12 protein-coding genes are annotated in these 13,196 nt (G+C 61.9%); 6 read left to right on the forward strand and 6 right to left on the reverse strand.

The features are described 5' to 3' along the window. Positions 1 to 41: 41 nt before the first annotated feature. The 3 genes from ACIQAL_RS30225 (at position 42) to ACIQAL_RS30235 (ending at position 2,955) form a co-directional block, all read left to right on the forward strand. Positions 42 to 806 carry an SDR family oxidoreductase gene (locus ACIQAL_RS30225; protein WP_401152070.1) on the forward strand — a complete coding sequence of 255 codons (765 nt, stop codon included), beginning with the start codon at positions 42 to 44 and terminating at the stop codon, positions 804 to 806. Between the two features lie 411 nt (positions 807 to 1,217). Next, complete coding sequence (locus ACIQAL_RS30230; RefSeq protein WP_166597954.1) at positions 1,218 to 1,907, forward strand: fumarylacetoacetate hydrolase family protein; 690 nt, start codon at positions 1,218 to 1,220, stop codon at positions 1,905 to 1,907. 142 nt (positions 1,908 to 2,049) lie between these two features. Next, entirely contained in the window at positions 2,050 to 2,955 is a 906-nt protein-coding gene (locus ACIQAL_RS30235) for an AraC family transcriptional regulator (protein ID WP_401152072.1), read from the forward strand. A 138-nt stretch (positions 2,956 to 3,093) separates the two neighbouring features. Here the strand turns inward: ACIQAL_RS30235 and ACIQAL_RS30240 are convergent, their stop codons facing one another. Next, entirely contained in the window at positions 3,094 to 4,485 is a 1,392-nt protein-coding gene (locus ACIQAL_RS30240; protein WP_341959032.1) for a GntP family permease, read from the reverse strand. A gap of 147 nt (positions 4,486 to 4,632) precedes the next feature. Then, positions 4,633 to 5,940, reverse strand: a complete 1,308-nt coding sequence (gene hisD, locus ACIQAL_RS30245) for a histidinol dehydrogenase (RefSeq protein ID WP_341959031.1) — start codon at positions 5,938 to 5,940, stop codon at positions 4,633 to 4,635. A 184-nt stretch (positions 5,941 to 6,124) separates the two neighbouring features. On the opposite strand from hisD, the gene ACIQAL_RS30250 reads away from it, so the two are divergent. Continuing rightward, on the forward strand, positions 6,125 to 7,189 hold the full coding sequence (locus ACIQAL_RS30250; RefSeq protein WP_401152077.1) for a LacI family DNA-binding transcriptional regulator: 1,065 nt from the start codon (positions 6,125 to 6,127) through the stop codon (positions 7,187 to 7,189). Positions 7,190 to 7,204: 15 nt separating this feature from the next. Here ACIQAL_RS30250 and ACIQAL_RS30255 read toward each other — a convergent pair whose 3' ends face one another. After that, the gene (locus tag ACIQAL_RS30255; RefSeq protein WP_401152080.1) at positions 7,205 to 8,083 is read right to left on the reverse strand and encodes a LysR family transcriptional regulator; all 879 of its coding nucleotides are present in this window, start codon (positions 8,081 to 8,083) and stop codon (positions 7,205 to 7,207) included. An 89-nt stretch (positions 8,084 to 8,172) separates the two neighbouring features. Here ACIQAL_RS30255 and ACIQAL_RS30260 point away from each other — a divergent pair, with 89 nt between their 5' ends. After that, entirely contained in the window at positions 8,173 to 8,877 is a 705-nt protein-coding gene (locus tag ACIQAL_RS30260) for a CTP synthase (RefSeq protein ID WP_401152083.1), read from the forward strand. A 10-nt stretch (positions 8,878 to 8,887) separates the two neighbouring features. Here the strand turns inward: ACIQAL_RS30260 and ACIQAL_RS30265 are convergent, their stop codons facing one another. Next, complete coding sequence (locus ACIQAL_RS30265) at positions 8,888 to 9,796, reverse strand: DMT family transporter (protein WP_401152086.1); 909 nt, start codon at positions 9,794 to 9,796, stop codon at positions 8,888 to 8,890. A gap of 103 nt (positions 9,797 to 9,899) precedes the next feature. Here ACIQAL_RS30265 and ACIQAL_RS30270 point away from each other — a divergent pair, with 103 nt between their 5' ends. Further along, positions 9,900 to 10,796, forward strand: coding sequence for a LysR substrate-binding domain-containing protein (locus ACIQAL_RS30270; RefSeq protein WP_401152088.1), 897 nt, complete (start codon positions 9,900 to 9,902; stop codon positions 10,794 to 10,796). Between the two features lie 6 nt (positions 10,797 to 10,802). Here ACIQAL_RS30270 and ACIQAL_RS30275 read toward each other — a convergent pair whose 3' ends face one another. Both ACIQAL_RS30275 and ACIQAL_RS30280 read right to left on the reverse strand, forming a co-directional pair. After that, positions 10,803 to 12,221 (reverse strand): TIGR00366 family protein, encoded by a 1,419-nt coding sequence (locus tag ACIQAL_RS30275; protein WP_166597963.1) that lies wholly within the window; start codon positions 12,219 to 12,221, stop codon positions 10,803 to 10,805. Positions 12,222 to 12,508: 287 nt separating this feature from the next. Beyond that, a complete protein-coding gene (locus ACIQAL_RS30280) occupies positions 12,509 to 13,165 on the reverse strand; it encodes a CoA transferase subunit B (protein WP_166597964.1) in 657 nt (218 codons plus the stop codon). Positions 13,166 to 13,196: the final 31 nt, after the last annotated feature.

A 13,196-nucleotide genomic window follows, 5' to 3' on the forward strand; every position in this document is an offset into this window, starting at 1 on the left:
CGTGTCGTTTTCATTCTTCTAACAACAATCAGGAATTTCTCATGTCTTCATCGTCTGCCTTGAAAGTCGCGCTGGTCACCGGCGCAGGAAGTGGCATCGGCCGTGCCGTGGCGCTGCAATGGCTCAAAGACGGCTACGCCGTGGTGCTGGCCGGGCGTCGCCTGGAACCGCTGACTGAGCTGGCCGAACAGGCGAGAGCGGCGGGCCAGCAAGCGCTGGCGGTGTCTACCGATGTGCGCGATGCGGCCAGTGTCGAGGCGCTTTTTGCCACGATTGAAAAAACGTACGGGCGTCTGGATGTGTCGTTCAACAACGCAGGCATCGGCGCACCGGCGGTGCCGATGGATGAGTTGTCGGTGGAGCAATGGAAGAACGTGATCGACACCAACGTCACCGGGATGTTTTTGTGCGTGCGCGGCGCGTTCGGTCTGATGCGTCGTCAGGTGCCGCAAGGTGGGCGGATCATCAACAACGGCTCGATCTCCGCGCATACACCACGTCTGTTCAGCTCGCCGTACACCTCCAGCAAACACGCGGTGCTGGGCTTGACCAAAAGCACCTCGCTGGACGGTCGGCAGTACAACATCGCCTGCGGCCAGATCGACATTGGAAACGCGTTGACGGAGATGACCGACCGCATGACCAAAGGCGTGTTGCAGCCCAACGGTGAGTTGCAGGTGGAGCCGACGATGAACGTGCAGCACGTGGCCGATGCCGTGAGCTACATGGCCAGCCTGCCGCTGTCGGCGAACGTGCTGAACATGACGGTGATGGCGAACAGCATGCCGTTTGTGGGGCGTGGGTGAAAAGGCACCAGATCGACGTTTAAGTTCGCGTGAGAAATCGAAACCCGCACTGATTGCTTTTGATTCTGGGCGGAGCCTGTAGGAGTTGGCTTGCCTACGATCTGGCGCGAAGCGGCAGCAAACCCTGTGTACGCGGTGGGTCAGGTAATTCCGAGCCGTCTGGTTTTACGACTGCTTCGCAGCCGATCGCAGGCAAGCCAGCTCCCACGCCTTCGGCAGAAGCGGGTGATTGGTGAGTCAGGGCTTTGGCAGTCGCCAGGTCGTGATTTTCCAGCTTCCGGGCTGGAGGAAGAGCAGGAAGGCGCAACACCGTTGCTCCGTCCAAAACCTCCGGGGATCTGTCCAACCCGGCCTGCCGCCGAATCCGCACACTGTGTCCCTGTCGAGCCACTTTCATTCGAGGACATGACCATGAGCGAATTCGTCATTGCACCCGTCGCCACGCCGTCGCTGGCCGTGGCCGGCACTTCTGCCCGTTTCCCGATCCGTCGCGTGTTCTGCGTCGGTCGCAACTATTCCGAACACGCACGTGAAATGGGCCACGACCCTGATCGCGAGCCACCGTTTTTCTTCGCCAAGCCCGCCGACGCGGTGGTGCCTGCCGAAGGCACGATCCCTTACCCACCGCTGACCCAGGACCTGCACCACGAAATCGAGCTGGTGGTCGCGATTGGCAAGGATGGCGTGAACATCGACGCTGAAGACGCCCTGAGCCACGTCTGGGGCTATGGCGTCGGCCTGGACCTGACCCGTCGTGATTTGCAGGCGCAGGCCAAGAAAATGGGCCGTCCATGGGAATGGGCCAAGGCATTCGACGCCTCCGCCCCGGCCACTGCGCTGTTGCCGGTGAGCAAGGTCGGTCATCCCGACAGCGGTTCCATCTGGCTGGACGTGAACGGCGAACCTCGCCAGCGCGGGGACCTGGCGGACCAGATTTGGGCCGTCAAAGACGTGATCGCTTACCTGTCGCAATCGGTCGGCGTCAAAGCGGGCGATTTGATCTACACCGGCACGCCAGCGGGCGTCGGCGCGCTGCAACGGGGTGACGTGGTCACCGCAGGCATCGAAGGTTTGGCCGAACTCACCGTCACCATCGGATAAGCTGCAAGCGCCGAGCGGCAAGCTGCAAGCTGCAAGCTGCAAGAGAAAAGCCTGTGCGCGTTGGCTTCACGCTCGCAGCTTTTAGCTTGCAGCTCGCCGCTCAAAACTTGTAGCTTGAAGTCTTTTTCCGGGCTTCATTTCGATGGCGAACACCCCCCGCATTCAGACCTACGGCATGCAACAGCGCAGCGACCGCATGGATTTTTACATTCGTGACAAGTCCGCTCGCCCGGCGCTGACGTCGCCCCATCGTCACGAATACTTTCAGATCCAGATCAACCTCGGCGGCGACACCGTGCAGCATATCGGTGGCGCGATCCGGCCGTTCCCGCGCAACACCCTGGCGTTCATCCTGCCCCATCGTCTGCACGTGATTCCGCATCCCGAAGACGGCAACTTCGTGCTGATCAATTTCTCTCAGGAATTCCTGCTGCAACGTCTGCACTGCGACCCGATGGACCTGGAAGACGTGCCGCTGACCGAAGCACCTGAACTGGCGCCATTCCGGTTTCAGGAGCACCTGGATTTCATCTTCGACGACGCACAGTTCGTCGAGGTGACGACATTGCTCATGCAGATGCGCGAAGCGGATCAGACGAGGAAACTGGGTTCGGGGTCGGTGTTGCGGGGGTATCTGCTGCAGTTGATTGGCGAGGTCTGCAACCTGTTCGAAGCCGAGTTGCGGGCGCTGTCGGCGAACAAGGCCGAGCGAAGAGGGCGGCGTGATGCGATGGGGCGGGTGATGGATTACATTCGCGATCACATTGCCGATCCGGCGATGACCCTGACCGACGCAGCGGCTGCGGCGTTTCTTTCGCCCAACTACCTGACCCACCTGCTGCGCAAGGAAACCGGCAGCACGTTTTCCGAACTGGTGCTGGAGCGTCGCATGCGTCTGGCCCGTACGCATTTGATGAACAGCAACAAACCCCTGAGCCACATTGCCGAGATTTGCGGGTTTGCCGATGAGGCGTATTTCTCGCGGCGGTTTCGCAAGGCCCATGGTGTGCCGCCGGGGCAGTTCCGGCGGGAGCAGCGGGGAACATAAACCAAAACTGTGGGAGCGAATTCATTCGCGAAGCGGCCGTACAGCCCATGCACCTTTATCGGCTGTGCCATTTTTCGCGAATGAATTCGCCCCCACAGAGATCGGGGATCGCCGCTGGAACCGGGGCGATCCCTTGGATCAAACCAACCCGGTCGCGTAATACACGCCAATCACGAAGAACGCCGCCAGCACCTTGAAGATTGTCATGCCGAAGATGTCCTTGTAGGCCTCGCGGTGGGTCAGGCCGGTGACGGCGAGCAGGGTGATGACCGCGCCGTTGTGCGGCAGGGTGTCCATGCCCCCGGCAGCCATCGAGGCGACGCGGTGCATCACTTCCATCGGGATGTGCGCGGCATTGGCGGCGGCAATGAAGGTGTCGGACATGGCGGCCAGCGCGATGCTCATCCCGCCGGAGGACGAACCGGTAATCCCCGCCAGAATGTTGATGGTGATTGCCTGATTCAACAGCGGGTTGGGGATTGCCTTCAGCCCGTCGACCACCACCAGAAAACCCGGCAACGCCGCGATCACCGCGCCGAAGCCGTATTCCGATGCCGTGTTCAACGTCGCCAGCATCGCGCCGCCCACGGCCGTCTTGCTGCCATCGGCCAGTTTGCTGGCGACAGTGCGAAAGGAGAACACCAGCACGGTAATGATGCCCACCAACAACGCCGCCTGCACCGCCCAGATCGCGGTCAGCTTGGCGACGTCGGTCTGGATCGGCGCCTTGAGGCCCGGCAGGTGAATGCCATAAGAACCGCCGTACCAGCCCGGAATCCATTTCGTGAACAGCAGGTTCATCACCCCTACCAGGATCAGCGGCAGCAGGGCGATCAGCGGGTGGGGCAGCTTGATCTGCTCCGGGGTTTCCGGCTCATTGCGCAGGTTGGTCCCGTAACCTTCACCGGCCCGGGCGGCCTTACGACGCTGGTATTCCAGATAGACGATGCCGCAGGTCAGCACGAACAGCGAACCCAACACGCCCAGCCACGGTGCGGCCCAGGAGTTGGTGCCAAAGAAGGTCGTCGGAATGATGTTCTGGATTTGCGGAGTGCCGGGCATGGCGTCCATGGTGAAAGTGAACGCACCCAGCGCGATGGTCGCGGGCATCAGGCGCTTCGGGATGTTGCCCTGACGGAACATCTCGGCAGCGAACGGGTAGACCGCGAAGACCACCACGAACAGCGACACACCGCCGTAGGTGAGCAAAGCACAGACCAGCACGATCACCAGAATCACCTGGCTGCTCCCCAGCAACCCGATGACCGCCTGGACGATGGCGCGGGAAAAACCCGACAGTTCGATCAGCTTGCCGAACACCGCGCCGAGGAGAAAGACCGGAAAGTACAGCTTGATAAAGCCGACCATCTTGTCCATGAACAGGTCACTGAACACCGGCGCCACGGCGGTCGGATCGGTCAGCAACACAGCGCCAAGGGCCGCCAGTGGGGCGAAGATGATGACGCTGTAACCCCGATACGCAGCCAGCATCAGAACGCACAACGCCAGAACGGCGATGACAACACTCATGAGTCAATCCTTAAAAGCGGCACAGCGAACCGCCACCCGGCCTGGTCAGGCGAGGTGTGGTCCGCAGTGGATGTGATTGTTTTTATTGTTCAGGCGAGCGGTCGTGCGCTCGCCTTTTTCCGCAAAAAGCCAACTGGAGCGTGACGCTTATTGGGCGGCACCGGCGTAGGGCACGTCCTTGTGGCCATAACGGCGCACGCGGATGTTGGCCTGTTCACCGTGACCGGCGAAGCCTTCCAGCGCACACAGGCGCGAGCAGTATTCGCCGACCATTGACGACGCTTCGTCGGTGAGCACCTTCTGGTAGGTGCAGGTCTTGATGAACTTGCCGACCCACAGACCGCCGGTGTAACGCGCGGCTTTCTTGGTGGGCAGGGTGTGGTTGGTGCCGATGACCTTGTCGCCGAACGACACGTTGGTGCGCGGACCGAGAAACAGTGCGCCGAAGTTGCGCATGTTCTTGAGGAAGTAATCCGGGTCCTTGGTCATCACTTGCACGTGTTCGAAGGCCAGGTCGTTAGCGATGGCCAGCATTTCCGCTTCGTCCTCGGCGACGATCACTTCGCCGAAGCTTTCCCAGGCGCGACGGGCGATGTCGGCGGTCGGCAGAATTTTCAGCAGACGCTCGACTTCGGCCATGGTCTCGCGGGCGAGTTTTTCCGAGGTGGTCAGCAGGATGGCCGGGGAGTCAGGACCGTGTTCGGCCTGGCCCAGCAAGTCGGTGGCGCACAGTTCGCCGTCGACGGTTTCGTCCGCGATCACCAGGGTTTCGGTCGGGCCTGCGAACAGGTCGATGCCCACGCGACCGAACAGCTGGCGCTTGGCTTCGGCAACGAACGCGTTGCCCGGACCGACCAGCATGTCCACCTGCGCGATGGACTTGGTGCCCAGCGCCATGGCGCCGATCGCCTGAATACCGCCCAGGCAGTAAATCTCGTTGGCACCGGCCATGTGCTGCGCGGCGACGATGGCAGGCGCCGGTTTGCCGTGGAAGGGCGGGGCGCAGGTGATGATGCGCGGTACACCGGCGACTTTCGCGGTGATCACCGACATGTGCGCCGATGCCAGCAGCGGGTATTTACCTCCGGGCACGTAGCAGCCTGCGGCGTTCACTGGAATGTGTTTGTGGCCGAGGATGACCCCCGGCAGGGTTTCGACTTCAACGTCGACCATGGAATTGCGCTGGTGCTGGGCGAAGTTGCGCACCTGGGTCTGGGCGAATTCGATGTCCTTGAGGTCACGGTCGCTGAGCTGATCGAGACAGGCCTGGATTTCAGCGTCCGTGAGGCGGTAGTCCTCGCGGTCCATCTTGTCGAAACGGATTGCCAATTCACGCACGGCGGCGTCGCCACGTGCTTCGATGTCGGCCAGCAGATTTTCAACGGTATCGCGGACTTCACGGGCAGCGGATTTGATGACTTCTGCTTCGGCGCCTTGTTTAAGCCACTTAGCCACGGTGTTCTCCTTGGAGATTGTTCTTATGGGTATGAAGATTTGCATACGTATGCAATGGCTTGATCTTAATCCAGGATTTTTCAGGTTGCAAACCCCTCACGCCAAATGGACGCGAATTTCAGCGCGGGATGTGACATAAGCGATTGGCAGGTATCATCATTTTTTTTTCGGCGGTCGAAACGATATGTCAGACAACACGGAGCGGGGACGGCGTCCGGTGACGGCCCATGACGTGGCCAGGCAGGCGGGGGTTTCCCAGTCGGCGGTGTCGCGCACGTTCACCAAGGGCGCCAGTGTGTCGCCCGACACCCGGCGCAAGGTCGAAGAGGCCGCAGCGCTGCTGGGCTATCGCCCCAATCTGGTGGCGCGCTCGCTGATCACCCGACGCTCCAACCTGATCGGCGTGGCCATTCCGGGCATGGCCAACCCGTTTTATGCGCGAGTGCTGGAATCGCTGTCAGCGGCCTTCGAAGGCTTGGGCTATCGCATTCTGTTGTTTTCCATGGCCAACAACGAAGATTCCGACCCGGTGCTGGAAGAAATCCTGCGCTATCAGGTCGACGGTCTGGTGCTGGTGTCGGCGAGCCTGTCGTCGCATTTTGCCGAGGAGTGCCGCACCATCGGACTGCCCGTGGTGCTGTTCAACCGCACCAATGGCAGCACCTCTGTCTCCAGCGTGACCAGCGACAACCTCACGGGCAGTCGCACCATCGCGCAGTTTCTGGTGGCGGCCGGGCATGAGCGACTGGCATTCATCGCGGGCAAGGAAAGCTCTTCGACCAACCGTGACCGTGAGGCAGGTTTCAACGGCTACCTGACGTCGCAAGGGCTGCCGCGGCCGTTGCGCGACGTGGGCGAGTACACCTTCGAAGGCGCCATGGCCGCGACCCGCCGGTTGCTGAGCCTCGATGCGCCGCCCGATGCGATTTTCTGCGCCAACGACCTGATGGCGCTGGCCGCGATCAACGTGTGCCATGAGCGCGGGGTGAAACCGGGCAGCGACGTCTCCATCGTCGGGTTCGACGATTTGCCGCAAGGGCAGTGGCCCATCTTCGGCCTGACCACGTTCGAACAGCCCATGACCGAAATGATCGGCCGCGCGGTGAACATCATCTGCGCGCAACTGGCCGATCCGAACACCTCGGCGATTCAGGAGATTCTGCCGGGGCGAATGATCGTACGCGACACGGCGCGAATTCCCGCAACGGGCATGCTGGAGATCAATGGCGAGCGGATCTGGCAGCCCTGACGCGTGTCAGCGGCATCAGGCTTTCAAGGCCCGGGTCAGTTCGCTGAACAGCGCCGACACCGAACGCAGGGCCCGGCAATCCGGCCGGGTCAGCAGCCAGAGCTCGGTGTCGTAGCCTTCCAACGGTTCGCCCAACCGTCGCCATTCCCCTTCGCGCAACATGAAATCCGGCAACGCGGCGACGCCCATTCCCGCCCGTACCAACTGCGCGACGGCGAGCATCGAGCTGCATCGATAGGCCACATTCACCCCCGGAAACTGCTGACGCCTCCACGTAACGGTGGGGTGGTCGGGCAGGAAGTCATCGGGGGCGATCCAGTCCATCCGCTCCCATTCGACCTCGCCGCACCGTTGCAGATACGTCTCGCTGGCGCACACCTGATACGACACCGTGCCCAGTCGCGTGCCCACCAAGTGTTCCGGTGGCGCGTTGGTCAGGCGCAAGGCGATGTCGGCGTCTCGACGGCTTAGGTTGGCGAAGGCGCTGGAGGTATTGAGCTCCAGCTTCAGGCCGGGGTAATCGGGCATGAACTGCCGAAGCGCCGGGAGCAGCAGGTCTTGCAACACGGCCTCGGTGCAGGTCAGGCGCACGGTGCCGCTGACGATCTGCTGGCCCTGTTCGAGGCTGATTTGCGCCAGCGCCAACGCCTGTTCCGCGCTTTCCGCCTGCTGCGCCAAATGCATGGCGGCGTCGGTGGGCTGATACCCCGAGCGGCTTTTTTCGAACAGCGACGTACCCACCGAGGCCTCCAGCCTGCGCACGGACCGGAACACCGTCGAAACGTCCACTTTCAGCAATTCGGCCGTTCTGGGCAGGGTCTTGCCGCGCACCAGGGCGAGGATCAGCGCCAGGTCCCCGTGGTTGATTCGGTATTGCGTCGTTGCATTGATCACTTGTCGAAACGCCAATGTTGATTGCACGGCGGCAAGCTTATAGTCAGCGCCGGACTGACCGCAAAGCGTTTCGATATCAGGGAGCAGGCATGAAACAGAAGCACAGCATTCGCATCGCATTGGTGGGGGATTACGACGAGAGCGTGCCCGCGCATCAGGCGATTCCCGTGGCACTGGACCGGGTGGCGGGGGAGACCGGCATCGTCGTCGAATGCCAATGGCTGCCCACGCCGGACGTGGGAAACGGCGAAGGTTTGAAGGCATTCGATGGCATCTGGTGCGTCCCGGCCAGCCCTTATCGCGACATGGACGGCGCGCTGACCGCGATCCGCTTCGCCCGTGAACAGCAGGTGCCGTTTCTCGGGACCTGCGGCGGTTTCCAGCACGCGCTGCTGGAATATGCGCGCAATCACTTGGGCTGGACCAACGCCGAACACGCGGAAACCGCGCCGGACTCCGATCAGGCCATCATCACCCCGTTGAGCTGTTCGCTGGTCGAAGCCTTTGCGCCGATTCGTCTGGTGGCTGGCTCGCGCATCGCCACAGCCTATGCCGCCGAGCAGACCCAAGAGCGTTATCGCTGCCGTTACGGGCTGCGCAAGGAGCTGGAAGCGCAGATGTTTGCCGGGCCGTTGAAGGTCAGCGGCTATGACCTCGACGAGGAAATTCGCGCCATGGAGCTCGATGGGCATCCGTTTTTCGTCGCGACCCTGTTCCAGCCCGAGCGCGCGGCACTGGAAGGCAAAACGCCGTCGCTGGTGAAGGCTTTCGTGGGGGCGTGCGCGTTGAGCTGAGGGGCAGCGTTTACGCTTCTGACTGCACACGCTGAGCGGCCAGTCGACGGCCGCTCTGCAACACGAACACCCCGCCCAGAATCGCCGCGATGGCCACCACGTCCAGTCCGTGCACCGGCTCGCCGGCGACAAAGATGCCGATCAACAAGGCGATAACGGGCGGGATGTACGTGGCCGAGGCGGCGATCACCGCGCCCAGCCGTTCGACGATGAAGTAATACAGGATGTACGCCACCCCGGTGCCGGACAGGCCCAGTCCGAGGGACACGCCGATCATGGCTTTGGGGCTGTCGGTGATGTGTTCCATGCCGGTACGGTCGGTGACGGCCAGCAGAATCAGCAGCGCCAGGCCGATCTGATACGTGCACAGCGCGACCGCCGAAATGTTCAGCCCGGTCAGGAAACGTTTGGCGTAGACGAACGAGCTACCGATGCTCAACGAGCCAAGCATCATGTACATCACGCCTTTCACCGAAATCGCCGCGTCGCCGGTGGCCCATGGCCGGGCGATCAACAGCACGCCGACGAACCCCAGCAGTACGCCCAGAGTCATGCGCCCGTTGAGTTTTTCTTCCCGCAGAAACAGAAAGGCACAGCCGAAGGTGAACAGCGGAATCACCCCGCTGAGCAGGCCCGCGACGCTCGACAGCAACAGGGTCGTGCCTTCCGCGTAGAGGTAGTAGTAGACCGCTGTCGCCAGCAGCGCCATCACCAGAAAGTGATGCAGATGGCGCACGTGGCTCCAGCTCAAGGCGCGGGTCGCCAGGGCGTAAATGAGGATTGGCAGGAAACCGAAGAATGAGCGGACCAGCACGATCTGCGCGGGAGAAATCCACTCCAACGCCCACTTCATGAACATGAAGTTGGTGCCCCAGATCAGCCCCAGGAGGGCAAAGGCGAAGTAGGCGATGTTTTTCATGGGAAGTCGGTCTGCCGCGTGGTCGATGAGGTGGCGATTGTGCGCGGTGGCGTGATCCGTTACAAATCATCATCTCTATGGGATGGGATAGAAAATCTACGCCATGAAGCCTTCTCCACCTCTGAAAGCGTTGCTGTGTTTCGATGCAGCCATGCGATTGAACAGTTTTTCTCTTGCTGCCGATGAGCTGAGCGTGACACCCGGCGCGGTCGGTCAGCAGATTCGCAACCTTGAGCAATGGCTGGGCGTGTCGCTGTTCACCCGGCAGATCCGGCAGGTGCAGCCGACGCCGGACGGCCAGGCGTACTGGGCGCGTATTCAGCCTGCGTTGGCGCAGATCATCGACGCCAGCCACGCCTTGCGTGACCGCCACAACAACAACGTCTGGCTGAACATGCCGCCTAGCCTGGCCGCCAAATGGTTTGCCCGGCGCATGGCCGGCTTTCTTGAAAGCCATCCCGGCGTGGCGTTGCACTTGAGTTCGTCGATCAGCCTCACCGATTTCAGCAGCGAGCGGGTCGATCTGGCGATCCGGCATTTCGACGGGCATGCACCGGACCTGGACGTCGAGCTGCTGCATCAGGACGACGCGAGGGTGTATTGCAGCCCGGCGTACATTGAGCAGGTCGGACTGCGGGCGCCGGGAGATCTGCGACGGGCGACCCTCTTACACAACACCTTGCACCCGCATTGGTCGGACTGGTTACAGCGCTTTGCGGGAATCGGCGAAGAGGAGGGCAGGGGCATTCCCGGCATACATTTCGATCAGTCATTGATGGCCATTGAAGCGGCGCGGCGGAATCAGGGGGTGGTCATCACCAGCGAATGGCTGACCCAGGAGGAGGTGGCGAGCGGGGTGTTGGTGGAACCCTTCGCACAGCGCTTGCCGCTGACGAAGGGGTATTACCTGGTGCAGCCCAAGCATTCGATCCTGCGCCCGACGGTGCAGGCGCTTAAGGCTTGGCTGATCGTACTGGCCAATCAGCCATCGAACGAATGAAGCGTCTTACGGCATCAACGGCGGAATGTACGCCAGCGTCGTGCCCAATGCCCACAGCAGGAACAGCACCAGCGGCGTGTGGACCAGCAACTGCACGAACGAGAAGCCGATCAGGTCGCGGGCTTTGAGGCCCAGTACACCCAGCAGCGGCAGCATGTAGAACGGGTTGATCAGGTTCGGCAACGCTTCGGCGGCGTTATAGATCTGCACTGCCCAGCCCAGGTGGTATTTCAGGTCGTTGGCGACTTGCATCACGTACGGCGCTTCGATGATCCACTTGCCGCCACCGGACGGAATGAAGAAGCCGAGGATGGCCGAGTACACCCCCATCAGCAGCGCGTACGTGTCGTGGGAGGCGATGCTGGTGAAGAACGTCGAGATGTGGTGCGCGACGGTCTGCGCGTCACCGCCCTTGACCGTGGTCAGCAGCGCGGCAATCGAACCGTACAGCGGGAACTGGATCAGCACGCCGGTCGTGGTCGGCACGGCACGGGCCACGGCGTCCAGAAAACTGCGCGGACGCCAGTGCAGCAGGGCACCGACCATGATGAACAGGAAGTTGTAGGTGTTCAGGCCAGAAATCGCGGTGATCGCGGGTTTGGTGCTGAATTCGTTGTACAACCAGCCGGACGCCAGCACGACCATCAGAATGATCAGCAGCGGGCTGTATTCCAGCCACTCGCCCGGACGGGTGCGCGGTGGCAGTGGCGGCATGCTGAACGCCGGGTCGACGCCGCAGTCCTTGGCTTCGCGGGCACTGTTCGGGCCGGGCGCGGTGGCGTAGGCGACGATGATCGAGATCACCACCAAGGCCAGCAACATGACACCCGACTGCCAGAGAAAGATGGTCTGGGTGAACGGGATCATGCCGGTGATCGCCAGAATCGACGGCGGCAGGCTCGCCGGGTTGGCTTGCAGTTGCGCGGCGGATGACGACAGGCCCAACGCCCACACGGCGCCGAGTCCCAGATACGCGGCGGCACCGGCGGCGCGGTAGTCCATTTTCAGGTCGGTACGACGGGCCAGCGCACGCACCAGCAGACCACCGAACACCAGCGACAGGCCCCAGTTCAGCAGGGACGCGACCATGGAAATCAGCGCGACCCAGGCCACGGCCGAACGACCGTTTTTAGGGATGCGGGCCAGGCGGTCGATCAGCTTGACGGCGGGCGGCGAGCTGGCGACGACGTAACCGCCGATGACCACGAAGGCCATTTGCATGGTGAAGGGGATCAGGCTCCAGAAACCGTCGCCGAACGCTTTGGCGGTGTCAGCGGGTTTGGCGCCGATGACCAGCGTGGCCAGGGTGACGATGACGACGGCGAGGGCGGCGAACACCCAGGAGTCGGGGAACCAGCGTTCGGCCCACTTGGCGCAGCGCAGGGCAAATCGGGCGGAGCGGCTTTCTTCAATATCAGCGGCCACGTAGGAATACCTCTTGGAGTTGTTATTAAGGGCTATTGAAATAGCTGTTTTTAGGGTTGGCAGTGGTACGAAAAAGATGGAGCTTTAGATACAGCAAAGCCCCTTCGTTGCGGAAGGGGCAGAGTGGCATAACGATATGACGCGGATGTATCAGGGCTCAACGAATGGCGTGGCCCTGTAGGAGCGCGCTTGCCCGCGATAGGATCGTTCAGACACTGCGTGGGTGACTGTTCTGGCCTTGATCGCGGGCAAGCGCGCTCCTACAGGGGGCGCGCCAACTCGGGAACTCAGAACGTCATTTCCTTCACGTCATCCGGCACGATCAGCTTGCCGGCGGTCTTGGCGATGATCTCTTCGACCGTCACGCCCGGAGCGGTTTCGCGCAGGATGAATGCGCCGTTTTCGATCTCCAGATAGGCCAGATCGGTCAGGACTTTCTTGATGCAACCCGCGCCCGTCAGCGGCAGGCTGCAACGGGACAGGAGTTTGGACTCACCGTCCTTGGACGCGTGGGTCATGGTCACGATGATGTTGTCGGCACCGGCCACCAGGTCCATCGCGCCGCCCATGCCTTTTACCAGCTTGCCGGGGATCATCCACGACGCGATGTTGCCGTCGACGTCGACTTCGAACGCGCCCAGCACGGTCAGGTCGACATGGCCGCCACGGATCATGGCGAAGGATTCGGCGGAGTTGAAAATCGACGCGCCGAGGCGGGCGGTCACCGTCTGTTTGCCGGCGTTGATCATGTCGGCATCGATCGTTTCTTCGGTCGGGAACGCGCCCATGCCCAGCAGGCCGTTTTCCGATTGCAGCATCACGTCGATGCCGTCAGGGACGTAGTTGGCGACCAGGGTCGGAATGCCGATGCCCAGGTTCACGTAAAAGCCGTCTTGCAGTTCGCGCGCAACGCGCTGTGCCATTTGTTCGCGGGAGAGTGCCATGATCGTGGGTCTCTTTTATTCTGTCCGGCGT

The organism is Pseudomonas sp. NPDC088368 (genome assembly GCF_044753445.1).
GTDB lineage: Bacteria > Pseudomonadota > Gammaproteobacteria > Pseudomonadales > Pseudomonadaceae > Aquipseudomonas > Aquipseudomonas bambusae.